This is a genomic window from Agrobacterium sp. SOY23 (genome assembly GCF_027212525.1).
Classification (GTDB): Bacteria; Pseudomonadota; Alphaproteobacteria; order Rhizobiales; family Rhizobiaceae; genus Agrobacterium; species Agrobacterium tumefaciens_I.
Map to the genome: position 1 here is coordinate 616,961 of NZ_JAPWDT010000003.1, position 26,802 is coordinate 643,762.

A 26,802-nucleotide genomic window follows, 5' to 3' on the forward strand; every position below is an offset into this window, starting at 1 on the left:
CTCAACCTGCCTTGTCGATGGTGACAGCTATATCGGGCCGCAATTCGGGAAGCGGCGCCGTCAGGATCGTTTCGCCACCCGCAAGGCCCGCGCCGATCTCAACCAGGCTGTCGCCGTTCCAGCGTGACCCCACGGCAACCGTCTGACGGCGCAGGTGGCCGTCCTGTACCTTGAGGACGTGGTAACCGGTCTCGTCCTTGCGCAGCGCTATGGCGGGAACGACAAGCGCATCGTTTTTTTCACGCAGCAGGATCGATCCGCCGGCGAACATTCCGCCCCACAATTGCCCGTCACGATTGGCAAGCCTGAGATAGACGGCAACGACGCGTGTGCCGTCCTCGGCAACCGGGCTGACGCGCTCGACCGTGCCTTTGACGATCTGGCCGGCGAGGCCGTCGATCTCCAGTTCCGCCGTCTGGCCGCGTGCGACGCGGGGAATATCGCGGGTGGCGACAAGGACCTTCGCTTCCAGCACGCTGGTATCGACCAGCGTGAGCAGCTCGCCATCCGCGCCGATACGCGCGCCCGCCTCCGCCAGTCGCCGGGTAACGGTGCCGCTAAATGGCGCACGAATTTCGGCGTTGTGAAGGGCGATCCGGGCGATGTCCACCTGTGCTGAAAGACTTTGAATCCTTGCCGTTTTCACCACGACGTCGCTTTTCGCCTTGTCGAGCTGTTCGGCCGAGGTGATGTTTTTTGCAGCCAGCTGTTCGGTTCGGGTCAGGGCCTGCATCGCCAGCGTCAGCTCCGCCTCGGCCGCATCCCGGTCGCTCTGCCGTAAAAGCAGTGTCGATTGCAAATCGTCGGTTTCGAAACGCACAAGCACGTCGCCCGCCCGCACCGCCTGTCCGTCGCGGACATTCATTTCGAGAATCTTGCCGGCCTCACGGGCGCGGATCACGACGCGGTTGACCGGCTGAAGCTCGCCGCTGATGCTGAGCCGCTCCGACATCGGGCGCGCGCCGATCTTCGCTATTTCCGCCGACGTCAGTTCGAAGGGAATGCCGGCCGGGCTCATCGCGGTCGTCGCCACGATATCCTTGATACGCTCATTCGCATCGACGTTTCCGCGCGCCGGATCGAGAGCGGTGACAACGAGGGCGCAGCCCGCAAGCGCCATCCCCGCCTTGATCGTTCTCTTCATCCACATACCGTAATCCTCCAGGCAAAACTCATATCCTGTGACCGCTGGGTCATGTTGCCTGTCCTGCAGGCTGATGGCTTAGGGATAAGCGCCTATAATTGCAGCAGCATTACCCTGCCGCGGCCGCCTTGCCGCAATACTGCCGCAACCTTTCTGGCAGACAAGGGAAGGCGAAGGGACGGTGACGCATGAGACTTCTGTTGATCGAAGACGAAAAGGAAATGGCGGATGCGCTGACGGCAACGCTTGGCAGGCAGGGCATTGTCGTCGACCATACGATGTGGCTCGGCGACGCCATGGAGCTGACGCGCCAGCATGTCTATGACGCCATCCTGCTCGACCGTCGCCTGCCGGACGGGGAGGGCCTTGCCTTCATTCCGCAGTTGCGCCGCGCCGGCGTCGATACGCCGATCATTCTGCTGACGGCCATGAACGAGCCGGAAGAGCGGATTGCCGGACTGGATGGCGGCGCCGACGACTATCTCGGCAAGCCGTTCCTCATCGGAGAGCTGCTGGCAAGGGTGCGCGCGGTTTTAAGACGGCCGGCAAACCTCGCGCCGGCCGAGATCACCGCCGGCCGCATCGTCATCGACCCGCTTCATCTGAGCGTCACGATCAATTCGGTTCCCTTCGACCTGCCGAGACGCGAGCTTCTGGTTCTCGTTACGCTGGCGAAACGGAAGGGCAAATCCGTATTGCGCTCCACGCTTGAGGCGGCGGTTTATAATTACGAAGAGGAAATCCAGTCCAATGCGCTCGATGCGCATATATCGCGGCTGCGAAAACGCCTGCTCGATGCATCGGCCGGGGTCGGCGTGCACAATATTCGCGGCATCGGTTATCTGCTGAAGGAAGAGACATGACAGCGCAGGACAAGTCCAATCCGTCATTGTGGTGGAAATTAAGCTGGCAGCTCAGCGTCGTCGTCTCCGCCATGATCGCTGTGGTTATCATCGGTCTCTGCTTTTATGGCGTGACGATGCTTTCGCCCAACATTGCGCTCTGGGACGACCTGTCGGCGACACTAGACGGGACGTTTTCGCTCGATCCGCAAAAAGGATTGGTCATTGCCGAAGGCCCGGCATTGCGGGCTCTCAAGGCGGAGAATTCAACGCTCTGGTTCGTGGCTTCCACGCTGGACGGGCAGGTGGCGACCTATGGCGCCGTACCTGCCGTTTATGAGGAACTGTCGCAGTATCTGCATCTGATGACGGATGCCGATATTCGCGGCGGAAAGGGTATCGTCGAGGTCGCCCTGGTTGAAAGCATGGAGACGAATCTCGGTCCCGTAAGGGTTATGTTCGGCGGAGCCACGCATGTCAGCGGGCAGTTTCTGACGCTTCTCGCCGGAACCTACAAGATTTACGTTCCCCTGCTGGCCGTCATTTTGCCTGCCGTGTTCTTCTCGGTTCCGCGCATCGTGCGCCAGGCGCTCTGCGGCCTCAGTTCCGTCGTCAAAAAGGCGCCCGAGATCGATCCGCGTCGGCCGGGCGCGAGGCTTCCCGTCGACGATGTGCCGCGCGAGGTCGTTCCCCTGATCCTTGCCTTCAACAGCATTCTCGAACGGCTGGAGGAGCAGTTTCGGGCGCGGCAGCGTTTTCTCATCGATGCGGCGCATGAGTTGCGAACGCCGATTGCCATCATGCAGACCCGGATCGAGGGTTTGCCCGGGCCGGAACAGCAGCGCCTGATGGAGGATGTCGCGCGGCTTGGGGAAACCACCGAACAGCTTCTGGCCTTCGAACGCAACGATCAGGTGAACGACCGGCGCGAGACGGTGGACCTTGTCGAGATGGCACGCACCGTCGTCGCCGATCTTGCGCCGCTTGCGCTCTCGGCGGGCTATGAGATCTCCTTCGAGACGCAGAGCGCGCGATACGAGGTGCAGGGCAACCCGTTCACCCTGCCGCGCGCCATCAGCAATATCGTGCGCAACGCCATCGATCACGGTGGAAACAGTGGGACGATCCATGTTTCGGTTCTCGCCAACGGCGAAATCGCGATTTCCGACGAGGGACGGGGAATAGCCGAAGACCAGCAGGAGCGGATTTTCGAGCCTTTTTACCGCATCACGCCGCGCAGCACCGGGGCAGGGCTTGGGCTTAGCCTCGTCAAGCAGATCGTCGCCAATCACGACGGGCGAATCTTCCTGGATAGCAGCGCCTTCGGAAGCACCTTCCGGTTGCGTTTTTGAGCCCGTCCTGAATGTCATACAGAGGCGTAATTGTAATGTTGCCGCAATTTTCGCCGTCGTACCGTGTGGGCGGGGGTTCAACCATGCCAACCGGAGTATATGCAGTGAAACAGCAGTGGAATCTGTTTGCCCGGGCTTCCGGCGATAAGGCGGCCCGGAGCCGCGGCATCGCCTTTGCGACCTTGCCCTTCGCCATCATCATGTCCGGCTGCACCTCCGTGCCGCTCAAGGAGGGTGGCACGCTGACCTCCTATGCACAACTGAGCCCCGCCAAGGGCAAGTTCACCAAATCGCGGAGCTTCGTGGACGCCTATGGCTTGGCGGCGGTTAAAACCGTTGCCATCGTGCCGACCACATTTTCCTTCGCCGCTTCGTCGCGCGTCACATCGGAAAAGGACCGCGCGCTTGTCTCGAACGCGCTTGATCGTGCCATCTGCGTGGCGCTCAGCGACAAGTACCGCATCGCCGCGCTTGGCCAGCCGGCAGACATGACGGTGCGCACCGTCATCACCGATCTCGTGCCGACCGACAAGACTATGGCGGGGGTATCGACGGCGGTGTCGCTCGGCAGCAGTTTTGTCCTGCCGGTCAGTGTGCCGCGTCTGCCATTCGGGCTCGGCGGTCTCGCCGTCGAGGCGGAAGCGGTGGATAACACCGGTGTCCAGCGTGCGGCAGCCATCTGGTCCAAGGGCGCGAATTCCATCACCAGCGACCCCCGTGTATCGGAAATCGGCGATGCTTATGGACTTGCGGCTGATTTCTCCAATTATTTCGCGCGCATTCTGGTGACAGGCAAGGTTTCCGACGGGCTGAACCTCTCCATTCCCTCCGGCCATCGCATTCGGTCCGCTCTGGGCGGGAAACCGAAATATGTCGAATGTGACGCCTATGGCCGGTCACGCGGCTTGAAGGGCATGGTGGCCGACAAGTTCGGCGCACCACCGGAATGGACCGACAGACACGCAGGGGCGGCATCGCGATAAGTCAGCCGCCACATCTCTGGTCGCGCGCATTGCGATGTGCGCGATCATCCGGCCGAGCCATCATGATGCGAGGCCGAGTTTCTGAAGGCCGCATTCGCGGACGATCTCGGAAATATGGGCGAACTGCGCCGAAAGCGGATTGCTCTTGCGCCAGACCATGCCGATGGTGCGCGACGGGCGCGGTTCCGCCAGACGAAACACCGAGACGGTGGATTGCCGCGTTTCCATATCGACCGCCATCTGCGGAATGAGCGTGACGCCGATGCCCGCGCCGACCATCTGCACCAACGTGGAAAGCGAACTGCCCTCCATCAGCACGCGCGGCGGTGCATTCGTAGTGCTGCAGAAAGAGAGTGCCTGGTTGCGGAAACAATGGCCTTCCTCCAGCAACAGCAGGCGCATTTCACCCAGCTTGTCGGCACTCGGAACCGGCATGCCGGCATCCTCCATCGGCCGCACCAGAATGAACTCCTCCGAAAACAGCGGAACCTCTTCCAGCGCGGGTTCCGAGACGGGCAGCGCAACGATCGCCATGTCGAGCCGGGCTTCCAGAAGGTCTTCGATGAGCTTCTGCGTTACCGCCTCGCGCGGGCGTGCCTCCAGTCCGGGATAGTGCCGGGTCAACGTCTTGATTACCTGCGGCAAAAGGTAGGGCGCGACGGTGGGAATGACGCCGATGCGCAGGCGGCCGCTGAGAGGGCCATGCCCTGCGCGCGCCAGATCCTGCAACTCGTCTACTGAACGCAGGATTGCACGGGTGCGCTCGGCAAATTCCTCGCCAAGCGCCGTCAGCCGGATCTGGCGGCTGCCCCGTTCAACGAGCGGCGCGCCGATCAGTTCCTCCAGTTCGCGGATCTGCAAAGACAGCGCGGGCTGGGAAATGGCGCAGGATTCCGCCGCGCGCCCGAAATGGCCGATCTTGGCCAGCGCGTCGAAATAGCGGAGATGTTTCATGGAGAGCGCAATCATAAGCTCAGCATATCGCAGCCTTTAGAATATACAATTGGAAATTATGGAACCCGGCTGTTAGTCATCGTCATGACAGAAAGAGGCTGTAGCTGTGAAAGATCAGAAGCGTCGTTGCGGGGTTTTCCCAGGGTCCGTCGCGGGCTAGAATTCCAGCATGCTGCACATGTCGAATTGATTATTTCGTTTAATTGCTAAACCCATCGGAGGGCGAAATGGACGCAACTTCAAAACCGGCTGGCAAGTGTCCCGTCATGCATGGAGGCAATACGGCCTCTGGCAAATCGGTTACCGAATGGTGGCCGAACGCGCTGAACCTCGATATCCTGCATCAGCACGACACCAAGACCAATCCGCTCGGCACCTCCTTCAACTATCGTGAAGCGCTCAAGACCCTTGATGTCGAAGCCCTCAAGGCCGATCTGCGCGCCCTGATGACCGACAGCCAGGAATGGTGGCCGGCCGACTGGGGCAGCTATGTCGGCATGATGGCGCGCGTTACCTGGCATGCCGCCGGTTCCTATCGTGTGACCGACGGTCGCGGTGGTGCCAACACCGGTAACCAGCGTTTTGCACCGCTCAATTCCTGGCCGGACAATGTCAACACCGACAAGGGCCGCCGCCTGCTGTGGCCGATCAAGAAGAAATACGGCAACAAGATTTCCTGGGCCGATCTCATCGCGCTCGCCGGCACCATCGCCTACGACGTCGCCGGTCTGAAGACCTTCGGTTTCGCCTTCGGCCGCGAAGATATCTGGGCGCCGGAAAAGGACACCTATTGGGGTGATGAAAAGGAATGGCTGGCGCCGAGCGACGGCCGTTATGGCGATGTGAGCAAGCCCGAGACGCTGGAAAACCCGCTTGCCGCCGTGCAGATGGGCCTGATCTACGTCAACCCGGAAGGTGTCAACGGCAAGTCCGATCCGCTGGCGACGGCGGCGCAGATGCGCGAAACCTTCGCCCGCATGGGCATGGATGACGAGGAAACCGTTGCCCTGACCGCCGGTGGCCACACCATCGGCAAGTCGCACGGCAATGGCAGCGCCGCCAATCTCAGCCCCGATCCGGAAGCCGCTGGTCCGGAATATCAGGGTCTCGGCTGGATCAATACCAAGGGTCGCGGCATCGGCCGTGACACCGTGGTGTCGGGTATCGAAGGCGCGTGGACGAGCGAGCCCACCAAGTGGGACAATGGCTTCTTCGACATGCTGTTCAAGCATGAGTGGACCTTGACGCACAGCCCCGCCGGTGCATCGCAATGGGCGCCGATCACCATCGCCGAAGAGGACAAGCCGGTCGACGTCGAGGATGCCTCGATCCGCACCATTCCGATGATGACCGATGCCGACATGGCCCTGAAGGTCGATCCGATCTACCGCGAGATTTCGCTGAAGTTCAAGGATGATCAGGACCATTTCTCCGAGGTCTTCGCCCGCGCATGGTTCAAGCTGACGCATCGCGACATGGGGCCGAAGTCCCGTTACATCGGCCCGGATGTTCCGGCTGAAGACCTGATCTGGCAGGATCCGATCCCGGCAGGTTCGACGAGCTACGATGTCGCTGCCGTCAAGGCGAAGATCGCTGCTTCCGGTTTTTCGGTTGCCGATCTGGTTTCGACCGCATGGGACAGCGCCCGCACCTTCCGCGGCTCGGACAAACGCGGCGGCGCCAATGGCGCACGTATTCGCTTGGCACCGCAGAAGGATTGGGAAGGCAACGAGCCCGCCCGTCTTTCCCGCGTGCTCTCGGTTCTCGAGCCGATTGCCCGTGAAACCGGCGCAAGCATCGCCGATGTGATCGTTCTGGCCGGCAATTACGGTGTGGAGCAGGCGGCGAAAGCGGCCGGTTTCGACATCGCCGTGCCTTTCGCGGCTGGCCGTGGTGACGCTTCCGCCGAACAGACGGATGCCGACAGCTTCGCGCCGCTTGAACCGCTGGCGGATGGTTTCCGCAACTGGGTCAAGAAGGACTATGTGGTCAGCCCCGAAGAGCTGCTGCTCGACCGTGCGCAGCTTCTCGGCCTCACCGCGCCGGAACTCACCGTCCTCATCGGTGGCCTGCGCGTCATCGGCGCCAATTACGGTGGTGCGGCGCACGGCGTCTTCACCGACAAGCCGGGTGCACTGACGACGGACTTCTTCACGACGCTGACGGACATGGCCTATTCCTGGGTTCCGACCGGCAACAATCTCTATGAGATCCGTGATCGCAAGACCGGCGCAGCCAAATATTCGGCGACCCGTGTCGATCTCGTGATCGGCTCCAACTCCATCCTGCGCGCCTATGCGGAAGTTTATGCGCAGGACGACAGCAGGGAAAAATTCGTCCGCGACTTCATCGCCGCCTGGACGAAGGTGATGAACGCCGACCGTTTCGACCTGCTCTGAGCGGAAAGCCCATTCGCCGAAAAAACAACACCTCCCCGAGCGATCGGGGAGGTGTTTTTATTTCTCGCCGTCGAGATCAACGGCACGCCATATTCATCGGTCAGCGATGGCCCGAGGGCGGAACCTGCCGTTCAGGTGACGATTTTTCGGTTTTTCCCGAAGGCGCCTTTCCATTCTTCTCATTTTCATGGGCATCGGGGCCGGCAACAATCACGCCACGGCCCTGCTCTTCGCGTTTCTTGTCGGCGACGTTGCCCGTTTCCTTTTTCTCGCTCATCACTGTCTCCCTTGGTCCTGGTTTGTCCATGACACAACGGATGACGAAGGGGTGGGTTCCAGACAGGGCGTTACGCTATTGGCGGAAATTCACGGCCAAGCGGCATAGGAATGGGGAGGAATATCTTGTGCCCGAATCGCTGCCCTGCGGAACCGGCCGGGAGATCTGCCCTCCTTGCGGGTGAAAAAGCGGTTAAAATAACCCGGATCCTGAAATCCCAAACGAAACGCGATTTCAGCGACTTGCAGGGAAGAGTTCAGAAGAAGCTCGCGCGCTTCCGCGAGTAGTTCGCGATGAATGTAGGCCTGCGGTGAAAGGCCTGTCGCGTTTTTGATGATTGAGCCCAGCCGATCGCGGCTGATGCCGAGGTGGTGGGCATAGTCATCGACGCTCCAATGGTTGCGTTTATATTGCGCGACCAGCAGAACAAAACGTTCCGTCATGCTCGACGGCAGGGAAACCGCGCTGATTTCCGCTGTAGCATGCTGGCATATGCGGATCAGCGCGACGGACAGAAGGTTGGTGATGATCGTTTCCGTGGCCGCTGTTGGTCTGAGGTTTTCAGCGGCGATGGTTTCCAGATAACCTGCCAGCTCCGCATGATCCCTCTCCGCAAGTGTCTCAGTCAGAACCCGTTGCAGGCCATTGCGAAGGGTGATTGCGCTTGTCCCTGCCGGCATTGCATGCGCAAGGCCGATTTCCGAGGCGGAAAGCAGCGAGGCGCGGCTTCCCGCCTCCAGTCGCAGGCGCCCGGTAAGGCCCGCGGGCAGCCAAGCCAATCCCGGTGCGGGCAGGGCAATGGTTTCGCTTTCCCGAATGATTTGCGCATGGCCGGCGGCAAGAAGGATGAGGTGGGCATTACCCGCCGTCAATTTGACCTCGCTCACTCGCAGCGATGAATTCAACATCCGCGCCAGCGTGGCCTGGCCGTTGCCGGCATTGTGATTTTGAAACGCCATTCAACCCTCAAAAGTACAATAAGCAGCCATACTAGTGCATTTTATCAGGGGCTGTCGTTGCTAAACTTCGGTCATAACGGGCGGAAGACCTTGAGGAGAAGGTCGCCCGACAGGAGGAGACATATGCAGACTGTCAATCTTTTTATCGGCGGCGACCATTGCCCGGCCACAGGTGGCAAGCGCTTCGAACGCCATAATCCCATCACCGGTGAGGTGGCGACCGACGCGGCGGCGGCGACGCCGGAGGATGCGACGCGTGCGGCCGATGCCGCAGCAGCCGCCTTTCCGGTCTGGTCGGCAACGCCGCCCGGCGAGCGCCGCCGGCTACTCCTTGCGGCGGCGCAGGCGCTTCTCGCCGCCGGGCCGGATATCACGCAGGCGATGAAGGAAGAGATCGGCGCGACGGACGCCTGGGCCGGCTTCAATGTGAAGCTTGCGAGCGACATGCTGGTCGAGGCGGCGAGCCTGACGACCCAGATCAAGGGCGAGATCATCCCCTCCAACCGGCCGGGCACCATGGCAATGGCGGTTCGTCAGCCAGCCGGCGTCGTGCTCTCCATCGCGCCATGGAACGCGCCGGTCATTCTCGGTGTGCGCTCCATCGCGACGCCGCTTGCCTGCGGCAATACGGTGGTGATGAAGACATCAGAACTCTGCCCACGCACCCATGCGCTGATCATCGAAGCGGTCGCTTCCGCTGGCCTGCCGAAGGGCGTGCTGAATGCGGTTTCCAATGCGCCGGAAGATGCGGCGAAAATCGTCGAAACGTTGATCGCCCATCCGGCGGTCCGAAGGGTGAATTTCACCGGCTCCACCCGCGTCGGCCGGGTGATTGCCGAAACGGCGGGTCGCTACCTGAAACCCGCCTTGCTGGAATTGGGCGGCAAGGCGCCCTTCATCGTGCTTGACGATGCCGACATCGATGCGGCCGTCTCGGCGGCGGCCTTCGGTGCTTACATGAACCAGGGTCAGATCTGCATGTCGACGGAGCGCATCATCGTGCTCGACAGCGTCGCCGATACCTTCGTGGACGCTTTCGCCGGAAAAGCGGCAAGCCTGAAGGCCGGCGATCCGCGCGAGGGAAAAACCCCGCTCGGCTCGCTGGTCAGCGCCGAGGCAAGTTCGCGCATTCGCGCGCTGGTGGATGACGCCGTCTCCAAGGGGGCGCGGCTTGTGGCCGGCGGCGGCGGCAACGGCACCATGCTGGATGCAATCGCCGTCGATGGGGTCACGCCGGCCATGCGGCTTTATTCAGAGGAAAGCTTCGGCCCGGTCGTCTCCATCATCCGGGCGGGCAGCATCGATGAGGCGGTGAGCATCGCCAATGAAACCGAATTCGGCCTTTCCGCTGCGATTTTCGGCCGGGATCAGGCGCGGGCGCTGTCCGTCGCCGCGCGCATCGAAAGCGGCATTTGCCACATCAACGGCCCCACCGTTCATGACGAGGCGCAGATGCCTTTCGGCGGCGTCAAGGCCTCTGGTTACGGCCGCTTCGGTGGTACGGCGGGTATTGCGGAATTCACCGAACTGCGCTGGGTCACGCTGCAGGATGGTCCGCTGCATTATCCGATCTGAACCGGAAGAAGTGCTGGCCGGCGGGCGGCATCATCGCCGCTCGTCGATCAGCCAGCCGGTGAGTTTTTTTACCGCACTGTCGCTGCTTTTCGGCCGTATCAGCCAGTAACCGCGTCCCGGCGCATCAAGGCTTGGGCCTGCGGTCACCAGCACCCCCGCCTCTAGCAACGGATCGACCAGCCCGGCCCAGCCGAGCGCGAAACCCTGTTCGCCGATCGTTGCCTGAACCACCATGGTGTAATTGTTGAAGCTGATATCGCCGCCATCATGTTCGGCACCCCTCAACACGCCGAAATGCCGGAAATAGGCGGGCCAGTCGAACCAGTGCGCCTGTGAGGTGTTTTCGAGATGGATGAGCTTCCGCCGTGAAAAATCCGCAACGCCCGAGGGGGCCGTTGCCTCAGCCAAAAGCGCCGGGGCACAAACGGGCGTGACTTTTTCCGAAAGCAGCAACACCGCCCCGTCACCCGCCTCCTGCCGCGTGCCGAAAATGATCATTACGTCGCTGTCATGTTTGCCCTGTCCGAGCGGGTCCTGTGTGGCGACGATCTGGATGTTGATATCGGGGTTCAGCGCCCGAAAACCATGCATGCGCGGGATGAGCCAGAGAGACGAGAAGGCGTAGTCCGTATGCAGGCGGATTGTCTGCCGCTCTGCCGTGTGGCGCAGCTGGTGGACGAGGAGATCGATGGCGTCGACATTGCGCGAGACGATATCGAACAGCTTTTGCCCCTCGGCCGTCAGCTCAATGCCACGGTGTTTGCGGCGGATGAGAGCCACGCCCAGCTCATCCTCCAGCCTGCGGATCTGATAGCTGACGGCGGGCTGTGTCAGCCGCAGCGATCCCGCCGCCGCCGTCAGGCTGCCGCGGCGGGCAATTTCGGTGAAAATGCGCATCCATCCGAGATCGAGCGGCCGGTCTGACATTAAGAATCCTTATATCAATTATCGAAAAATACCCGCTTCACAGCCAAAAACAATGTGGTGTTCAATAAACACAACTAATAAAAGGGGAGCCGCAATGAAAACCGATTCTCGTTTCTTCCACATTGCAGCCGGTCTGTTTCTGTCCGTGGCGACCTTCTCCACCCCGCTTCATGCAGCCGACGACGCGGCCTGCAAGACGATCCGTCTCAGTGATCCCGGCTGGACCGACATCACCGCGACGAATGGCGTCGCCGCCGTGCTTCTGGATGCGCTGGGTTATGAAGCCGACGTCAAGACGTTGTCGGTGCCGATCGGCTACCAGGCCATGAAAAACGGTGAAATCGACGTCTTCCTCGGTAACTGGATGCCTGCCCAGAAATCCTTCGTCGATGATCTGAATACTGCCAAGGCGGCGCAGGTGATGACGAAGAACCTTGAAGGTGCCAAGTTCACGCTGGCAGTACCGGCCTATATGGCGGAAAAGGGCGTGAAGGATTTTGCCGATCTCGCCAAACATGCCGACGAATTCGAAAGCAAGATTTACGGCATCGAGCCGGGCGCACCCGCCAACCAGAATATCCAGAAGATCATCGACGCCAATGATTTCGGCCTGAAGGGCTGGCAGCTCGTCGAATCCGGCGAACAGGCCATGCTGGCGCAGGTGGAACGGGCGGGCAGGGACAAGAAGGCGGTGGTCTTCCTCGCCTGGGCGCCGCATCCGATGAATGAGAAGATCGATATCGCCTATCTCTCCGGCGGCGACGCCTATTTCGGTCCGAATTTCGGCGGCGCGGAAGTTTATACGCTCGCCCGCACCGGCTGGCCGCAGCAATGCCCGAATGCGGCGACGCTGTTCAAGAACCTGAAATTCGATATCGGCATGGAAAATAGCCTGATGGGCTCCATTCTCGGTGGCGAGGATTCGAAGGCGGCGGCAGCGGCCTGGCTGAAGGCCAATCCGCAGGCGCTGGATGGCTGGCTGCAGGGTGTTACCACGCTGGATGGCAAGCCGGGAGTGGACGCCGTCAAGGGCAAGCTTGGTCTCTAAGCCGGAAAGTGGAAATGCCGCGTCCCAATATCCTGATCCTTATGGCCGACCAGTTTAACGGGACGTTTTTTCCCGACGGCCCGGCCGATTTTCTCCATGCACCCCATCTCAAAACACTGGCGAAGCGGTCCGTCCGCTTCGTCAACACCTATACGGCAAGCCCGCTCTGCGCGCCGGCCCGTGCGTCCTTCATGTCCGGGCAATTGCCGAGCCGCACGCGGGTTTACGACAATGCCGCTGAATTTGCTTCCGATATCCCGACCTATGCGCACCATCTGCGGGCGGCGGGTTATTACACCGGCCTTTCGGGAAAGATGCATTTCGTCGGGCCTGACCAGTTGCATGGCTTCGAGGAGCGCCTGACGACGGATATCTATCCGGCGGATTTCGGCTGGACACCCGATTATACCAAGCCGGGTGAGCGGATCGACTGGTGGTATCACAATCTCGGTTCGGTCACCGGTGCCGGTGTCGCCGAAATCACCAACCAGATGGAGTATGACGACGAGGTGGCCTATAACGCCACCCGCAAGCTTTACGACCTGTCGCGCCGCCTTGACGACCGGCCGTGGTGCCTGACGGTCAGCTTCACCCACCCGCACGACCCCTATGTGGCGCGGCGCAAATTCTGGGACCTCTACGAGGATTGCCCGGCGCTCGAGCCGCAGTCGCAGGCGATTGCCTTCGAGGAGCAGGATCCGCATTCGAAGCGGCTGCTGGAAGCCTGCGATCACGGGGCATTCGAGATCACAGGCGAGCAGATACGCCGGGCACGGCGCGGTTATTTCGCCAATATCTCCTATATCGACGAAAAGGTCGGCGAAATCCTTGAGGTTCTGAAGGCGACGCGGATGGAGGAGGACACGATCATTCTCTTTCTGTCAGACCATGGCGATATGCTGGGTGAGCGTGGTCTGTGGTTCAAGATGTGTTTCTTCGAAGGTTCCGCCCGTGTGCCGCTGATGGTGGCCGCACCCGGCTGGCAGCCGGCTTTGATCGACACGCCAGTCTCGACACTCGACGTCACGCCGACGCTGTGTGGGTTGGCTGGTCTCGATATTACGTCACTCAAACGCTGGACGGATGGCGAGGATCTGGCGGCGCTGGCGCACGGTACCGGTGGGCGTGGTCCGGTGCCGATGGAATATACCGCCGAAGGCTCCATCGCACCGCTCGTCGCCCTCCGCGATGGCCGCTACAAGCTGTCGGTCTGCGAGGCCGACCCGCCGCTGCTCTATGATCTCAAGGCTGATCCGGAAGAGCGCACCAACCTTGCCGGCGATCCCGCTTTCAGCGATGTACTCTCATCGCTTTCCGCCGAGATTGGCCGGCGTTGGCAATTGCCGGTGTTCGACGCCGCCGTTCGCGAAAGCCAGGCGCGGCGCTGGGTGGTCTACAAGGCGCTGCGCAACGGCGCTTATTATCCGTGGGACTACCAGCCGCTGCAGAAAGCGTCGGAACGCTATATGCGCAACCACATGGACCTTAACGTGCTGGAGGAAAACCAGCGTTTTCCGCGCGGGGAATGATGCGGGCAGGGAACCTCACGCGGCGGCGGTCACCTTCGGTGCTCCGCCTGCCGCCTGCACGGCTAGGCTTCCCGCTGCAATACCGGCCTCAAGGCACAGTTTTTCTTTCTCTCGTCGCAGCCAGGCATCGATGAAGCCGGCATTGAACGCATCGCCCGCGCCGGTCGTGTCGACCACCGGGACCTTCTGAGCTGCCTCATGGTGAAGCCCGGCGACAGAAGACACCCATGCACCTTGTGCGCCGCCTTTGAGGGCGACGATCGGAAAAGCCTGCTCCAATGCCCTGATGGCCGCTTCCGGGTCAGAATGACCAGTGATCGCTTCGGCCTCTTCAAGATTGGGCAAAAACACGTCGACGCCGGCACAAGCGTTGAGCAGGTCCTTGTCGTAGATCAGCGACGCATCCCAACTCGGATCAAGAGAAACGGACAATCCGCTTGCCTTGGCGCGCGCGACGAGATCGGGCATCTCATGCAGAGTAGCAAATTCGGCGATGTGCAGATGTCGTGCCCTGTCCCATGCTAAGGCCGCATCCAGCGTCGAAGGCCGGGCGTCACCGGCACGGCGTGTCAAAAACGCCCGGTCCTGACCGACCACTGTCGCCACGGTGACTTGAGGTCCGGCATCTGTCGCATGTTCCAGAAACTGCAGGTCGACGCCGCTCTGCGCCATTTTCTCACCGATATCGCGCGAAAACGTATCGGTGCCGAGCCTTGCCAGCAACGCAACCGGGCGGCCTATATGGGCGAAATGTGCGGCGGCAATGAAGGCGCCGCCGCCGGCGGCAATTTCCATGTCGCGGGCAAACAGTTCCCGACCGAGCACAGGCAATTCATCGAGTCCGGTGAAAATGAGGTCGCAATAGATCCGGCCGATGCTGATGACGGCTGATTTTTCTGTTGTCATCATGCGCGGCCCAGAAGCTTTTCCGTTTTCGCGTCGAAAAGATAAAGCGCGCCTGTCTCTGCCCGGCATTGCAAACGGCTGCCGACAGCGGGAATGGATTTTCCTCTCGCCGTGGCGATCACCGACGTCGTGTCGGTATCCAGATGGACCAGCGTTTCCGGGCCGAGCGGCTCAACGGCGGTTACGGTCCCCTCGAGCATAAAGGTTCCCTGCGGAGCTTCGCTTTCTCCAACCAGCAGGTCATGCGGGCGAACACCGATCAGAAGATCGCCCGTGGCGGAGGGGGCAACGCTGTTGGTTGTTCTTGAACCCCGCAGCAGGTTCATGGAGGGGCTGCCGATAAAGCGGGCGGTGAAGACATCGACAGGCGTTTCGTAGAGTTCCGTCGGCGTGCCGACCTGCAGGATATGACCATCCTTCATCACCACTATCCGGTCCGCCATGGTCATGGCTTCCACCTGATCATGGGTGACGTAAACGGTAGTCGTCTTAAGACGCTGGTGCAAACGCTTGATTTCGATGCGCATTTGCGATCTCAGTTGCGCATCGAGATTGGAGAGCGGCTCGTCGAAAAGAAAGGCTGCGGGATCACGCACCATGGCGCGGCCGATGGCGACACGCTGCCGCTGGCCGCCCGACAGGGCTGCGGGACGGCGGTCGAGCAGGGCTTCCAGCCCCAGCACCCGGCCGGCCTCTTCGATGCGCCGGTTCTTTTCCGTTTTGTCGAGCTTTGCGGTATAGAGCCCGAAGCCGATATTCTGGCGAACCGTCATATGCGGGTAGATCGCATAGTTCTGGAAGACCATGGCGATGTTACGCTGTTTCGGTTCTTTCTCGTTGACGACGTTTCCGGCGATCTTCAGCGTGCCGTCGGAAATCTCTTCCAGCCCCGCGATCATGCGCAGTGTGGTGGATTTTCCACAGCCGGACGGGCCGACAAAAACGACGAATTCACCGTCTTCAATGGCAAGGTCGATGCCCTTGACCGCTTCCACCTTGCCGTAGCGCTTCACGAGTTGATTGAGTTCGATTGTCGCCATTATCGCGCTCCCGTCAGGGCGGTGAATTTCTCTGCCAGTTCGGCGGCCTTTGCTGCTTCGTGATCGGCGGATCGCTGTGCTTCCGCTGCAAAAGCACCGAGCCTGTCGCGATAGGCTGCAATCGCTTCCCGCATGGGTTCAGGCGCCGGGCCGCCGAAACGGCCACGCACGGCGACAAAGTGTTCCGGCGAGACGATCTGCCTGAACTTTTCCTCGTCGATGCCGGTCTCGCGTCCTGTCAGTTCACTGAATGCCGTGAGGAACGGCTGGTAACCGTCATTCGGCAGGTCGCCCTTCAGGGCGACGACGCTTTTGGCGACGGTCGCGGCAATTTCATGCGCCTGGCGGAACGACAGGTCTTCGATGCGGACAAGCGAATCCGCCAGTTCCGTGATGGTGATGCAGGATCGGCGGATATTCTGGTCGACCCTTTCAGGATCGATGCTGATCTGGCCAACCAGGCTGGCGAGCAGATCGAGAACCCGGCCGGCAGAAGTGAAGGCCTCGTAACCCATGCCCTGGGTTTCGCCCTCGCTGTCATTCATGTCGGTGAAGGGGGTGTTGTGCATCACATCCAGCACGGTCCGCGCCCGGCCTAAGGTCTGGCTGGCGAGGTGGCGCAGATGTTCGATCGGCACCGGGTTGCGTTTCTGCGGCATGATCGAGGAAATCTGCACCAGCGAATTCGGCACATAGATCTGGCCGACCTCAAAACTCGTCCAGAACTGGAAATCCTGAATGAGCCGGCCGAGATGCAGGAACATCAACTCGATCGCGCCATAGGTTGCCGTCGTATAATCGACGGCGGCGATGCAGGAATAGGAATTGCGCAGCGGCGCAGCAAAGCCCAGCAATTCGGCAACCCGCGCCCGATCGATGGGAAAGCCCGAGGTGGTGATGGCGGCAGCGCCCATCGGCGAAAGATCGACGATGCGGCGGGCCTCGGCAAAACGCTCGATATCCCTGATCAACACTTCGATGGCGGCGGAAAGGTAATGGCCGAAGGTGGTGGGCTGGGCCGGCTGCCCATGCGTATAGGCCACGATCAGGGTGGATTGGTTACGCTCGGCGGCATCGATCAGCGCTTTTAAGAGAACACGCGCCTTGGCGGTGAGCGTGTCGATCTTGTCCTTCAGGCCGATCTTGAACAGCGTGTGATCGATATCGTTGCGCGAACGGGCCGTGTGCAGGCGGCCGGCGACATCGACGCCGATGCGGGCTTTCAGTTCCTTCTCGATCAGGAAGAAGAAATCCTCGACTTCGCCGGTATAGACGAGCTCGGAGGGCTCGATGGTCCTGTCGATATCCTCAAGCGCACCGGCGATCTTGGCCGCCGTTTCGCCATCGAGAATGCCGGTCTCTCGCAGCATGACCAGATGAGCGCGGTCTATGCGGCGGAAGCCATCGACATGGTGGTTCTTGGCGCCGTCGAAAAGCGGGCGCAGCACGGTTTCCTTGTAGACGGGGTCGGGAAACTTGCTGGTATCCGACTGGCGCGGGTTGATATCGGCCATGATATTATCCTTTCAGGCCCGCCAGCATCACACCGCGAACGATGTAGCGTTGCAGGACGATGAAGACGATGAGGGTAGGGATGGTCGCAATGGCTGCGCCCGTCATGATCATTTCCCACTGGATCTGCTGTTCCACGGCAAAGCTCGAAAGACCGACGGGCAGGGTGTAGAGTTCCTTGCTTGTCGTGACGATCAGCGGCCAGAAAAAGGCTGTCCAGTTGCCGAGGAAGGTGAAGATCGCCAGTGCGGAGAGCGCCGGCGTCACCAGCGGCAGGGCGACTTTCCACCAGATCTGGAATTCGTTGAGCCCATCAACGCGCGCAGCCTCGATGAAGTCGTTGGGAACCGTCTCGAAGAACTGCTTCATCAGGAAGGTGCCGAAGGCCGTCATCATGCCCGGGAACATGATGCCCCAGTAGCTGTCGAGCCAGCCCAGCTGGCTGGACATCAGATACCAGGGAATGACCAGCATTTCTGTCGGTATCATCAGCGTCGAGAGGATGGCGAGGAAGATGAAATAACGGCCGCGAAACTCGAATTTCGCCAGCGTGTACCCGACCAGACTGTCAAAGAAGCAGTTGGACACGGTGACGATGACCGCAACCAGCATCGAGTTGAAGAACCAGCGCAGGAAACGGCCATCGGCCATGACGGTGATGTAGTTCGCAAGCGTCGGCGCAGCCGGAATGAGACGTAGATCGTAAACCTGATCCGCCGTCTTGAACGAGGTCGCGAACATGAAGAGCAGCGGCGAAATCATGATCAGGCCGCCGATGAACAGCAGCGTCCAGGCGAGAACGCGGCCGGGGCGGATACGGGCGTGGGAGAGTGGCGACGCTTCGCTCATTTCTTTTCCCTCAGGACCCAGAGCTGGATCAGCGATACGACGAGAAGAATGGTGAACAGGACAACCGTCTGCGCGGCGGCATAGCCCATCGCATAGGAATTGAACGCGGTCTGGTAGATCATCAGCACCAGCGGTTTGGTGGAACCGAGTGGGCCGCCCGGATCATTGGTGGTCATGTTATAGACCTGGTCGAAAATGCGCAGGAAGCCGATCGAGGAAAACACCACGAGGAAAACGGTGGTGGGTTTCAGAAGCGGCAAGGTTATCTTGCGCAGGATCGCCCATTCACCCAACCCGTCGATGCGGGCGGCTTCGTAAAATGTCGTTGGAATGGCGCGCAGGCCGGCCATGAAGATGATGATCTGGAAACCGAGGCCAGCCCAGATGGCCGTTACCATGACCGAATAAAGCGCCTGATCCGTGGAGCGGATAAAGGGCTGCTGGGGAATGCCGATCATGCCGAGCACGTCGTTGATGATGCCGATGGGCGGCGGCTGATAGAACCAGCGCCAGACCCAGGCCATGGCGGCAGCCGTGGTCAGGTAGGGCAGGAAATAAAGCGCGCGGATGAAACCGTGCAGAATGCGCACCCGGTCCAGATAAAACGCGATGACGAAAGCCAGAACGAGGCTGATCGGCGTGCCGACGATCAGATAGGCGAAGGTGTTCTTGAACACCTTCCAGAATTGCGGGTCCTTGAACAGCTTCGCGTAATTGGCGATGCCGATGAACTTTGCCGGTCGCAGCAGGTCCCAGTTGGTGAAGGACAGATAGAAAGCCTGCAGCGTCGGATAAAAACGGATGACGCTGTAAAACAGGATTGGGATCGCCAGAAAGCTCCAGATCCACAAAAGCCGTTTCGTGCGCATGGAAAGGCGATCTCCAAAGGAGCCGCCGGGGCGGCCGGATGCCGCCCCCTGTTGATCTATCGCTGTCATGGTCTGGCCTGCGGTTTTCAGGGTTTCGCCGCGTCGATGATTTCCTGCTCGGCTTCGGCTGCCTGCTTGATGGAATCTTCGACGGACTGACCTTCGAGAAGCACCCGGTTGGTCATGTCGATGGCGTTCTGCCGCTGGGCGGCTTCATCCATGAACAGCGTCGTATGGGCATATTCCAGACCCTTCAGGAACGGCGCGTAGATCGGGTCCTTCAGGTTTGCTTCGGTCAGCGCCGCGGAGCGCCGTGCCGGCAGTTCACCCACCGTCTTCAGCCAGATCGCCATGGCTTCCGGCGAGGAGATATAGGCGAGGAACTTCTTGGACGCCTCAAGCTCTTCACCGGTCGTCTTGGCGCTGATGCCGTTGGCGAAATAGCTCGCATAGTTGGAGCGGATGTTCTTGTCGTTGGTGGGAAGTTCGGTCACGCCCCACTCGAAATCCTTGATGGTGCGGAACGATCCGAGCCGGAAGGTGCCGTCGATGGTCATGCCGGCCTTGCCGGCCCGGAAGGCGGCCTGGCCCTCATCCATGAAACCCACCTGGCCGATCTTCTTTTCAAGCTGCAGGCTGGTATAGAATTTCAGGGCCTGAATACCCGGCTCGCTATTATAGGTCACTTTCTGGTCATTGTCGGTATAGGGCTCGCCGCCATATTGGCGGATGAGCACCTCACGCCACCACTGGTGATCCTGACCGCCCATGTCGAGCGTCGAGCCGGCAACGGTGAGGTTTCCGGCGGCGTCGTGCTTGGCGATCTTTTCCGCGGCTGCCACGAATTCGTCGAGCGTCTTCGGCGGGTTGGCGGCGTCAAGGCCGGCTTCGGTGAAGAGCTTCTTGTTGTAGAAGAGCGCCAGCGAACGAACCGCCGTCGGCAGGCCGTAATAGTCGTCGCCGCGCTTCATGGCGCTGACGATCGGGAAAAATTCGCTTTCGATCTTGTCATGCGGGAATGCGTCGGCCGGCAACGGCTGCAAGATGCCGCCGGCTGCGAACTTGTCCAGCCAGCCGTAGAACAGCTGCATCACGTCAGGGCCCTTGCCGGAAAGATTGGCGGCGATGACGCGTGTCTGGTAATCGGCGTAAGGAAAGGTCACCTGCTTGACGGTGATGTCAGGATTGGCCTTCTGGAATTCCGCGATCAGCTCATCCATGGCCTTCACGCGTGTGTCGAAGACATATTGCCAATATTCGATTTCAACCGCCTGCGCGGCGTTGAATGCAAATGTGCTGAAACCGGCGACCAAGCCGGCGAACAGAGTAGCCCTGCGCATGTAAGCCTCCATTTCCTCCGTCCGGTCTTCCGGATGCGGAGTGATCGTTCCCTTTATCCGCGCTTTCGCGCGCGCTCATCGATTTGCCGGCAACGGAGTTTCCTCTTCCGCCCCAAACAAGCCTGACCCCCGGTCGCTCTCTACGGTTCTCTGAAGGCGTGCATTTGTCAATAAGATAATTTACTTGAATTAATATATTGCGCTTATCGTCCATTCGACGCTATGAATTTTCCAAGAGACGGGAAGTTGAAGAGATGACGGTGCACACAGTGGACGCTTATCCCGTAGCAATCGGAAAAAATCCTGAGCGCAGCCGCGAACACAACAGGCGAGTCGTCCTCGATATCGTCCGGCGGCACGGGTCGCTCGGCCGAGCCCAGATCGCCAAGATCACGCATCTAACGCCGCAGGCGGTTGCCAATATCGTTGACGAGTTGATGGGCGAGGAATTGCTGAAGGAACTCGGCCGCCGCCGCACGGGCAGGGGGCAGCCGCCGATCCAGTTCGCCGTCAACCCGGATGGAGGGGCGACGATCGGCGTGGAAATCGCCGCTGACCATATGGTCACCGTCGGGCTCGATCTTGCCGGCGTGTTGCGTACCCATCGTGTTACCCCGCTAAAGGACACGACGCCTGAGGCCATATTCAAGACCTTTGCCGCCGAGCATGCCGCTGTTGCGAAAAATCTCGGCTGCAGGCTGCTCGGCACCGGGGTCGTCATGCCCGGCCCCTTTGAGATCGACGGCATGACCTCCGTCGGACCGACGACGCTTTCCGGCTGGGATGGCATCGATGCCCGGCAGATGCTGGGGGAAGCCTGCGGCCAGCAGGTCGTGGTGGAAAACGATGCGACGGCCGCTGCGGTCGGGGAACGGCTGTTCGGCGCAGGGCTGGCCATCCCGAATTTCTGCATGATCTATTTCGGCGTCGGTATAGGCCTCGGCATCATTCAGGACGGATCGCCCTATCGCGGCGCATTCGGAAATGCCGGCGAAATCGGCCATGTGACCGTTTCGCCAAAGGGAAGGCTTTGCCCCTCCTGCGGACAGAGTGGGTGCCTGGAAGCTTATGCCTCGGTCTACGTGCTGAAGGAAAAACTTGTCTGCGCCGGTGTCGTGGATACCGAGCTTGACGATCTGGAAACCCTGTTCAGGGCGGGCAACCCGGTGGTGATGGAATGGATCGACGAGGCCGCCGCCCATCTGGCGCCGATGGTTGCGATGCTCGAGAATATTCTCGACCCGCAGACGGTCATTCTCGGCGGCGCGCTGCCTGAGATCATCATCAGTGAAATCATTGCGCGGATGGGGCCTTTGCCCACCTCGGTCGCGAGCCGGCGACAGCGGGAACTGCCGCGTGTCATCCACGGCAAGTCCGGGCAACTGACCGCTGCCCTCGGTGCTGCCGCCTTGCCATTGTTCGACATCGTCACGCCAAAACTCGAGACATCCATGGGAGCCGCAGCGCAGGCACCCGGCTGAATATTGGAGGAGACCGCCATGCTTAACCCCCGGGAGCGTATCGAACGGCAGATGGCCGATCCGTGGCTTTTGCGCCTGCACCGCAAACTGAGCGCGCTAAAATCCACCGTCACCGTCATGCATACCGGCGCACACCCGGACGACGAGCAGAACGGACTTCTCGCCTATTTCCGCATGGAACTCGGCATGCGGATCATCATCGCCTGCTCGACGCGTGGTGAAGGCGGGCAGAATGCACTGGGGCCGGAGCGACTCGGCGCGCTCGGCGTCATCCGGTCGCGGGAACTGGAGGAGGCCGCCCGCGTCATCGATGCGGATATAAGCTGGCTCGGTCACGGTCCGGCGGATATCATTCACGACTTCGGTTTTTCCAAGGATGGCGACCAGACCTTTAACCGCTGGGGGCAGCAGCGTATCGTCGAGCGGCTGGTGCGCGCCTACCGCAGGGAGCGGCCCGATATCGTCATTCCGACATTTCTCGATGTGCCGGGACAACACGGGCATCATCGCGCCATGACGCGTGCGGCAAAGAGCGCCATCGCGCTGGCCGCCGACCCCACCGCCTATCCCGAACATTTCGCCGAGGGGCTGAAACCGTGGAAGGTGGCGAAGTACTATCTTCCCGCATGGTCAGGCGGTGGCGACACCTATGATGACGAAGTGCCGCCGCCGGAAACGACGCTGACGATCAATGTTCCGGGCAGGGAGCAGGCCACCGGTGCGCAATATGACCGCATCGGCGAATGGTCGCGTTATTATCACGCCTCGCAGGGAATGGGACATTGGCCGAAGCGGGCGCAGGAGGTCTGGCCGCTGCATCTCGAACTCTCCGATGCCGTCGGTGGCGAGGAAAGCTCGATCCTTGACAGGCTGCCGTCTTCACTGTCCGACCTTGCGGCTTTTCCGAGGCTGGATGTCGAATTGGCAAAGGTGCTGGTCAAGGCCGAACAGGCAATAACCGAAGCAATAGCGGCATTCCCCGATAAGCAGCGGATAACGGCGTCACTTCTTGCGGCGGCGGCTCTTTTGCAGTCGGTCGAAGAGGCTGCAGCCACGGATTTCAGGGAGCTGCACGGGCATCGGATCGCGCGCAAGCGCGCGCAGGTCGATGCCGCTATCCTGACGGCGCTCGACGTTTTCGAGCGGGCCTATGCCGAGCCGGCGGAGATCGTTCCGGGTGGGACATCGGCTCTTTCCGTGGAGCTTACGGGCAGGGCATCAGAATTTGATGTCGAGGTCACGCCCGTCCTTCCATCGGGTGTTTCATCATCCATTCAATCGCGTGGCGAGATGCTGGTCTTTTCGCTTGCCGCCGATCCGGATGCTGCTGTTTCGGGGCTTTACCAGCCCGACTGGAAAGCCTCGGGCGGCAATGGCCATGCTTCCGTGCTGCTTTCCGCAAAGGTTGAAGGCAGAAAGGTTTCGGCCGCCTTCGATCTGGAGGAGGCGTTTTTCGTAACCCCCGCGCAGTCGCTGACGATAGCGCCCGATGCCCTTCTGGTGCCGCTTGGGCAGGGGCAGGGTACACATGTCTTTCAGGCGCATATAAAGGGTGCCGATGCGCCGCTCTCGTTCAGGAATACGGGCGGCTGGAACCTGCGTAAGAACGGCGGCGACTGGATTGCCGAACGTACCGGTGAGGCCCGGGCGGGCCTTGCCCAGATTGAAGCGCTTGTCGGTTCGCAACCGGCCTTTCAGATCACGCCTATCGTCTATCCGCATATCGGCAGGGCAAGGTTTCTGGCGCCTTCCGCTTTGAAAATCCTGTCGCTGGACCTCAAGCTGCCCGATGGCGTGCGTGTCGGTTATGTCGGTGGTGGCGCCGACAGGGTGGGTCTTTGGCTTTCGCGCATGGGCCTCGATGTCACCGAACTCGATGCTCAGGCGCTTGGCGGCGACCTGTCATCCTTCACGACGATCGTTATCGGCATCTTTGCTTTCGGCATCCGCAAGGATCTGGCCGCCGCGACGGAAAGACTGCATCGTTTCGTCGAAGATGGCGGCCATCTCGTCACGCTCTATCACCGGCCGACCGATGGATGGAACCCGGAGACGACACCTGTGAGGCGGCTTGAGATCGGCAAGCCTTCCTTGCGCTGGCGCGTGACCGACCCGCAGGCGGAGGTGACAGTGCTGGCGCCTGACCATCCATTGCTTGCCGGCCCCAACAGGATCGATGCCGCCGACTGGGCGGGCTGGGACAAGGAGCGCGGGCTTTATTTCGCCTCGCGCTGGGATGATGTCTACGAGCCGTTGCTCGCCATGCATGATGTCGATGAACAGCCGCTCAAGGGCGCGCTGGTCTCCGGTGCCATCGGCGAAGGCCGGCACACCCATACAAGCCTCGTGCTGCATCACCAGATGGACAAGCTTGTGCCGGGGGCCTTCCGCCTTATGGCCAATCTTGTGCAGCCGGCGTGAATGGCGACACCCAAAGCGAAGAACAGGAAAACCCGCGCGAAACGGATACACGCGCGGGCATTGGCTGGCTGTTGCTGGACATGACCCTTGTTGCGGGTGGAATGACCGCGCTCGTCAAGGCGCAGGGCGTCACCTATCCCGCCTTCCAGCTGGTCTTTATCAGGGCGATGATCGGTCTGATGTTCATCCTGCCGCTCATCTGGCGGCACAGGGGAGAAATGGTGCGTGTCAAATATCCCTGGCGCAACATTTTCCGCATCTGCTGCAACGCCATCGCACTCACCAGCAATTTCATCGCCATCACCCTGTTGCCGCTTGCGACCGTCAATGCCGTCGGTTTTTCCCGGCCATTGGTGACGATGGCGATGGCCGTCGCCTTTCTTGGCGAAAACGTGAGCCGTTTTCGCTGGACGGGGGCCTGTCTTGCATTTGTCGGCGTTCTGGTCGTCATCGGGCCGGGCGGCACGGAGTTTGGCGCGGGCGTGATTGTTGTTCTGGTATCGGTGGTGTTCGGGGCGCTTGCGGTGATCCAGACCCGGGCGCTGCGGCAGGAAAATACCACGGTCATGATGGTGTTCTACACGGTGGGCCTCGCCGTCATCACCGCCGTTCCGGCGATCTGGACATGGAAACCGGTTGCGTCATTCGACTGGGTTCCGCTGCTCGGCATCGGATTGCTGGCGCAGATGGGGCAATATTGCTTCCTGCGGGCCTATCGTATTGCCGATGCCAGTGTCCTTGCACCCGTTGGCTATCTATCGATCCTGTTCGTGACCTCTGTCGGATATTTCCTGTTTGACGAGGTGCCGGAAGCCCGTGTGGTTTTCGGTATCGTCATTATTCTCGTTTCGTTGCAATCAACTGTCCTTGCCGAATATCTTCTGAAGAGGCTGCGCCGCAAACGGTGACGGGGGCACCCTGCCTCTATTGGGCTAGAACCCGGAGCCTGACCCAGTTCAGTGCCGCAAGTTTGAAGCGATCGTAAAACGAACGCGCGAAACGCACATAGCGCATGATCCATGCGAGCCAGGCATAGGTGAGCAGCTTTTCCTGTCCCGCGTGATAAATGCGTTCGACGATCAGGAAGGTTGCGAGATGGGCAAGGATCGTCAGGGCAAGACCCGTCTTGACCGCGCCATGGGCAATCAGAACGAGACCGACGATCTTCATCGGTTCGGCAATCGCGAAGGGCACCGCAAGACAGAGAAGGATGGCAAGGCGCGGCAATCGCGCGATCCGGTTTTCCAGCCGCTTGATGAATGTCAGGCCGGATATGGCCTTTATCACCGGCCGATAGAGCGGACGGAAAATGCCGTCGAGGATCAGCGCGAAAACGATGATTGCCCGCAGCGGAAAGACGAGGATCGTCCGGATTTTACTGTTCACCTCGGCCGGTCTCCAAAAAAGGTTGCGCTCCAAAAGAGGTTGTATCCATTCTTAATCGCCTGAAACGTGGCAAAACCAAGTTGCGCCTTCACGTTCCATTCTGCCGCACGCTCGCATACATGCCGGTGGTGCGGAATTCGCTTGGATTGATGCCGTAAAGGCGACGGAAGACCTTGGAGAAATAGTTCGGATCCTCGAAACCACATAGCACCGACACCTCCTTGATGGGGATATTCGCGGCCGTCGTCAAAAGCTTGGCCGCCCGCCGCAGGCGTCGTTGCAAAACGAATTCCGCCGGCGGCAGGCCTTCGCTTGCCGTGAAGATGCGGGAAAAGTGGGCCCGGCTGAGGCCCGCCACCGCCGCGAGGTCGCTCACCGAAAGTCGCTCGCCGAGATGGCCGTCTATATAGCTCAGCACCTGCTGCAGGGTGCGATATTCGCCACCGAAGGAGGGGTGCGAGCCGAAGACATCGTCATAAAGTGTCATCGCCGCCTCATAGGCGACGGCAGAAGCCGCGCCCGGCGTTTCCGCGCCGTTGACGAGGCGTGAGCAGCATTCGGCAAGGTGATCGACGGTTTCGGGCTGGAGCTTGAGGATCGGACCGGTAACGGAGAGGATATTGCGGTGAATGCGCAGCGCCTCCTCGCCATTCATGGAAATCCAGAAGAACTCCCACTCCTTGCCCTCTTCCAGCCAGTAGCGGTGATTGTGGGGGATAAGCAGCAGCAGGGTTTCACCCGGCCTAACCACATAATGCCGGTTCTCGTAACGCAGGTTGCCCTGACCGGCGATGCAATATTGCAGAACGGTGAAGGGTGTCTGGCCGCGTTTGCGCCCGTCCCAGTCATAATTGCCGTCGCGGCGGATTTCATAACCGCTGCTGGTCGGCATGGTGTGCAGCGTCTGGCGGCCGCGTGGCAGCGAGACGGTGCGCATGCCGGGTCCCTGATCGATCAAATCACGCAGCACAAAATTACCCATGAAAGCATAATCCTTCTCTGGTTCTCT

Annotated in this window: 23 protein-coding genes; 10 read left to right on the plus strand and 13 right to left on the minus strand. The window is 60.6% G+C overall.

Going from position 1 to position 26,802, the window contains the following annotated elements; translation table 11 throughout:
- Position 1 precedes the first annotated feature (1 nt).
- On the minus strand, positions 2-1,150 hold the full coding sequence (locus O3S81_RS11645) for an efflux RND transporter periplasmic adaptor subunit (RefSeq protein ID WP_269343277.1): 1,149 nt from the start codon (positions 1,148-1,150) through the stop codon (positions 2-4).
- 182 nt (positions 1,151-1,332) lie between these two features.
- Between O3S81_RS11645 and O3S81_RS11650 the strand changes: the two genes are divergently transcribed.
- From O3S81_RS11650 to O3S81_RS11660, 3 genes are all read left to right on the plus strand, one after another.
- Positions 1,333-2,007 carry a response regulator transcription factor gene (locus O3S81_RS11650; protein ID WP_269343279.1) on the plus strand — a complete coding sequence of 225 codons (675 nt, stop codon included), beginning with the start codon at positions 1,333-1,335 and terminating at the stop codon, positions 2,005-2,007.
- A complete protein-coding gene (locus O3S81_RS11655) occupies positions 2,004-3,338 on the plus strand; it encodes a sensor histidine kinase (RefSeq protein ID WP_269343281.1) in 1,335 nt (444 codons plus the stop codon). The genes O3S81_RS11650 and O3S81_RS11655 overlap by 4 nt, the downstream gene beginning before the upstream one ends.
- A 104-nt stretch (positions 3,339-3,442) precedes the next feature.
- The gene (locus O3S81_RS11660) at positions 3,443-4,321 is read left to right on the plus strand and encodes a DUF3313 domain-containing protein (RefSeq protein ID WP_269343283.1); all 879 of its coding nucleotides are present in this window, start codon (positions 3,443-3,445) and stop codon (positions 4,319-4,321) included.
- Between the two features lie 60 nt (positions 4,322-4,381).
- On the opposite strand, the gene O3S81_RS11665 is transcribed toward O3S81_RS11660, so the two are convergent.
- The gene (locus O3S81_RS11665) at positions 4,382-5,290 is read right to left on the minus strand and encodes a hydrogen peroxide-inducible genes activator (protein ID WP_269343285.1); all 909 of its coding nucleotides are present in this window, start codon (positions 5,288-5,290) and stop codon (positions 4,382-4,384) included.
- A 212-nt stretch (positions 5,291-5,502) separates the two neighbouring features.
- Here O3S81_RS11665 and katG point away from each other — a divergent pair, with 212 nt between their 5' ends.
- Positions 5,503-7,674 (plus strand): catalase/peroxidase HPI, encoded by a 2,172-nt coding sequence (katG, locus tag O3S81_RS11670; RefSeq protein ID WP_269343287.1) that lies wholly within the window; start codon positions 5,503-5,505, stop codon positions 7,672-7,674.
- A 100-nt stretch (positions 7,675-7,774) separates the two neighbouring features.
- On the opposite strand, the gene O3S81_RS11675 is transcribed toward katG, so the two are convergent.
- Together O3S81_RS11675 and O3S81_RS11680 are read right to left on the minus strand one after the other, a co-directional pair.
- A complete protein-coding gene (locus O3S81_RS11675) occupies positions 7,775-7,951 on the minus strand; it encodes a hypothetical protein (protein WP_269343289.1) in 177 nt (58 codons plus the stop codon).
- Between the two features lie 89 nt (positions 7,952-8,040).
- On the minus strand, positions 8,041-8,910 hold the full coding sequence (locus tag O3S81_RS11680; RefSeq protein WP_269343290.1) for a helix-turn-helix transcriptional regulator: 870 nt from the start codon (positions 8,908-8,910) through the stop codon (positions 8,041-8,043).
- A 123-nt stretch (positions 8,911-9,033) separates the two neighbouring features.
- Here O3S81_RS11680 and O3S81_RS11685 point away from each other — a divergent pair, with 123 nt between their 5' ends.
- On the plus strand, positions 9,034-10,485 hold the full coding sequence (locus O3S81_RS11685) for an aldehyde dehydrogenase (protein ID WP_269343292.1): 1,452 nt from the start codon (positions 9,034-9,036) through the stop codon (positions 10,483-10,485).
- 30 nt (positions 10,486-10,515) lie between these two features.
- On the opposite strand, the gene O3S81_RS11690 is transcribed toward O3S81_RS11685, so the two are convergent.
- Entirely contained in the window at positions 10,516-11,412 is an 897-nt protein-coding gene (locus O3S81_RS11690) for a choline sulfate utilization transcriptional regulator (protein WP_269343294.1), read from the minus strand.
- Between the two features lie 94 nt (positions 11,413-11,506).
- Between O3S81_RS11690 and choX the strand changes: the two genes are divergently transcribed.
- A complete protein-coding gene (gene choX, locus O3S81_RS11695) occupies positions 11,507-12,460 on the plus strand; it encodes a choline ABC transporter substrate-binding protein (protein WP_269343296.1) in 954 nt (317 codons plus the stop codon).
- A gap of 14 nt (positions 12,461-12,474) precedes the next feature.
- The gene (betC, locus tag O3S81_RS11700) at positions 12,475-13,989 is read left to right on the plus strand and encodes a choline-sulfatase (protein ID WP_269343298.1); all 1,515 of its coding nucleotides are present in this window, start codon (positions 12,475-12,477) and stop codon (positions 13,987-13,989) included.
- Positions 13,990-14,004: 15 nt separating this feature from the next.
- Here betC and O3S81_RS11705 read toward each other — a convergent pair whose 3' ends face one another.
- From O3S81_RS11705 to O3S81_RS11730, 6 genes are read right to left on the minus strand one after another with little or no spacing between them, the layout of a single operon-like run.
- Complete coding sequence (locus O3S81_RS11705; RefSeq protein ID WP_269343526.1) at positions 14,005-14,898, minus strand: carbohydrate kinase family protein; 894 nt, start codon at positions 14,896-14,898, stop codon at positions 14,005-14,007.
- Positions 14,895-15,935 carry an ABC transporter ATP-binding protein gene (locus tag O3S81_RS11710; RefSeq protein ID WP_269343300.1) on the minus strand — a complete coding sequence of 347 codons (1,041 nt, stop codon included), beginning with the start codon at positions 15,933-15,935 and terminating at the stop codon, positions 14,895-14,897. Before O3S81_RS11710 ends, O3S81_RS11705 begins: the two co-directional genes overlap by 4 nt.
- Positions 15,935-17,449, minus strand: coding sequence for an argininosuccinate lyase (gene argH / locus O3S81_RS11715; protein ID WP_269343301.1), 1,515 nt, complete (start codon positions 17,447-17,449; stop codon positions 15,935-15,937). Before argH ends, O3S81_RS11710 begins: the two co-directional genes overlap by 1 nt.
- A gap of 4 nt (positions 17,450-17,453) precedes the next feature.
- Positions 17,454-18,296 carry a carbohydrate ABC transporter permease gene (locus O3S81_RS11720; RefSeq protein ID WP_269343303.1) on the minus strand — a complete coding sequence of 281 codons (843 nt, stop codon included), beginning with the start codon at positions 18,294-18,296 and terminating at the stop codon, positions 17,454-17,456.
- Complete coding sequence (locus tag O3S81_RS11725) at positions 18,293-19,234, minus strand: carbohydrate ABC transporter permease (protein ID WP_269343304.1); 942 nt, start codon at positions 19,232-19,234, stop codon at positions 18,293-18,295. Before O3S81_RS11725 ends, O3S81_RS11720 begins: the two co-directional genes overlap by 4 nt.
- A gap of 17 nt (positions 19,235-19,251) precedes the next feature.
- Positions 19,252-20,517, minus strand: a complete 1,266-nt coding sequence (locus O3S81_RS11730) for an extracellular solute-binding protein (RefSeq protein WP_269343306.1) — start codon at positions 20,515-20,517, stop codon at positions 19,252-19,254.
- 242 nt (positions 20,518-20,759) lie between these two features.
- Between O3S81_RS11730 and O3S81_RS11735 the strand changes: the two genes are divergently transcribed.
- From O3S81_RS11735 to O3S81_RS11745, 3 genes are read left to right on the plus strand one after another with little or no spacing between them, the layout of a single operon-like run.
- On the plus strand, positions 20,760-21,986 hold the full coding sequence (locus O3S81_RS11735) for an ROK family transcriptional regulator (RefSeq protein WP_269343307.1): 1,227 nt from the start codon (positions 20,760-20,762) through the stop codon (positions 21,984-21,986).
- A gap of 18 nt (positions 21,987-22,004) precedes the next feature.
- Entirely contained in the window at positions 22,005-24,407 is a 2,403-nt protein-coding gene (locus O3S81_RS11740; RefSeq protein ID WP_269343309.1) for a PIG-L family deacetylase, read from the plus strand.
- Positions 24,404-25,315, plus strand: a complete 912-nt coding sequence (locus tag O3S81_RS11745; RefSeq protein ID WP_269343311.1) for a DMT family transporter — start codon at positions 24,404-24,406, stop codon at positions 25,313-25,315. Before O3S81_RS11740 ends, O3S81_RS11745 begins: the two co-directional genes overlap by 4 nt.
- Positions 25,316-25,331: 16 nt before the next feature.
- On the opposite strand, the gene O3S81_RS11750 is transcribed toward O3S81_RS11745, so the two are convergent.
- Both O3S81_RS11750 and O3S81_RS11755 read right to left on the minus strand, forming a co-directional pair.
- A complete protein-coding gene (locus O3S81_RS11750) occupies positions 25,332-25,793 on the minus strand; it encodes a hypothetical protein (protein ID WP_269343313.1) in 462 nt (153 codons plus the stop codon).
- A gap of 88 nt (positions 25,794-25,881) precedes the next feature.
- Positions 25,882-26,775 (minus strand): AraC family transcriptional regulator, encoded by an 894-nt coding sequence (locus tag O3S81_RS11755; protein WP_269343314.1) that lies wholly within the window; start codon positions 26,773-26,775, stop codon positions 25,882-25,884.
- Positions 26,776-26,802: the final 27 nt, after the last annotated feature.

What these genes read in the sequence shown, in the direction of transcription:
- O3S81_RS11645 (WP_269343277.1), bottom strand. Translation starts at nt 1,150, where the DNA reads ATGTGGATGAAGAGAACGATCAAGGCGGGGATGGCGCTTGCGGGCTGC.
- O3S81_RS11650 (WP_269343279.1), top strand. Translation starts at nt 1,333, where the DNA reads ATGAGACTTCTGTTGATCGAAGACGAAAAGGAAATGGCGGATGCGCTG.
- O3S81_RS11655 (WP_269343281.1), top strand. Translation starts at nt 2,004, where the DNA reads ATGACAGCGCAGGACAAGTCCAATCCGTCATTGTGGTGGAAATTAAGC.
- O3S81_RS11665 (WP_269343285.1), bottom strand. Translation starts at nt 5,290, where the DNA reads ATGATTGCGCTCTCCATGAAACATCTCCGCTATTTCGACGCGCTGGCC.
- katG (WP_269343287.1), top strand. Translation starts at nt 5,503, where the DNA reads ATGGACGCAACTTCAAAACCGGCTGGCAAGTGTCCCGTCATGCATGGA.
- O3S81_RS11675 (WP_269343289.1), bottom strand. Translation starts at nt 7,951, where the DNA reads ATGAGCGAGAAAAAGGAAACGGGCAACGTCGCCGACAAGAAACGCGAA.
- O3S81_RS11680 (WP_269343290.1), bottom strand. Translation starts at nt 8,910, where the DNA reads ATGGCGTTTCAAAATCACAATGCCGGCAACGGCCAGGCCACGCTGGCG.
- O3S81_RS11685 (WP_269343292.1), top strand. Translation starts at nt 9,034, where the DNA reads ATGCAGACTGTCAATCTTTTTATCGGCGGCGACCATTGCCCGGCCACA.
- O3S81_RS11690 (WP_269343294.1), bottom strand. Translation starts at nt 11,412, where the DNA reads ATGTCAGACCGGCCGCTCGATCTCGGATGGATGCGCATTTTCACCGAA.
- choX (WP_269343296.1), top strand. Translation starts at nt 11,507, where the DNA reads ATGAAAACCGATTCTCGTTTCTTCCACATTGCAGCCGGTCTGTTTCTG.
- betC (WP_269343298.1), top strand. Translation starts at nt 12,475, where the DNA reads ATGCCGCGTCCCAATATCCTGATCCTTATGGCCGACCAGTTTAACGGG.
- O3S81_RS11705 (WP_269343526.1), bottom strand. Translation starts at nt 14,898, where the DNA reads ATGATGACAACAGAAAAATCAGCCGTCATCAGCATCGGCCGGATCTAT.
- O3S81_RS11710 (WP_269343300.1), bottom strand. Translation starts at nt 15,935, where the DNA reads ATGGCGACAATCGAACTCAATCAACTCGTGAAGCGCTACGGCAAGGTG.
- argH (WP_269343301.1), bottom strand. Translation starts at nt 17,449, where the DNA reads ATGGCCGATATCAACCCGCGCCAGTCGGATACCAGCAAGTTTCCCGAC.
- O3S81_RS11720 (WP_269343303.1), bottom strand. Translation starts at nt 18,296, where the DNA reads ATGAGCGAAGCGTCGCCACTCTCCCACGCCCGTATCCGCCCCGGCCGC.
- O3S81_RS11725 (WP_269343304.1), bottom strand. Translation starts at nt 19,234, where the DNA reads ATGACAGCGATAGATCAACAGGGGGCGGCATCCGGCCGCCCCGGCGGC.
- O3S81_RS11730 (WP_269343306.1), bottom strand. Translation starts at nt 20,517, where the DNA reads ATGGAGGCTTACATGCGCAGGGCTACTCTGTTCGCCGGCTTGGTCGCC.
- O3S81_RS11735 (WP_269343307.1), top strand. Translation starts at nt 20,760, where the DNA reads ATGACGGTGCACACAGTGGACGCTTATCCCGTAGCAATCGGAAAAAAT.
- O3S81_RS11740 (WP_269343309.1), top strand. Translation starts at nt 22,005, where the DNA reads ATGCTTAACCCCCGGGAGCGTATCGAACGGCAGATGGCCGATCCGTGG.
- O3S81_RS11755 (WP_269343314.1), bottom strand. Translation starts at nt 26,775, where the DNA reads ATGGGTAATTTTGTGCTGCGTGATTTGATCGATCAGGGACCCGGCATG.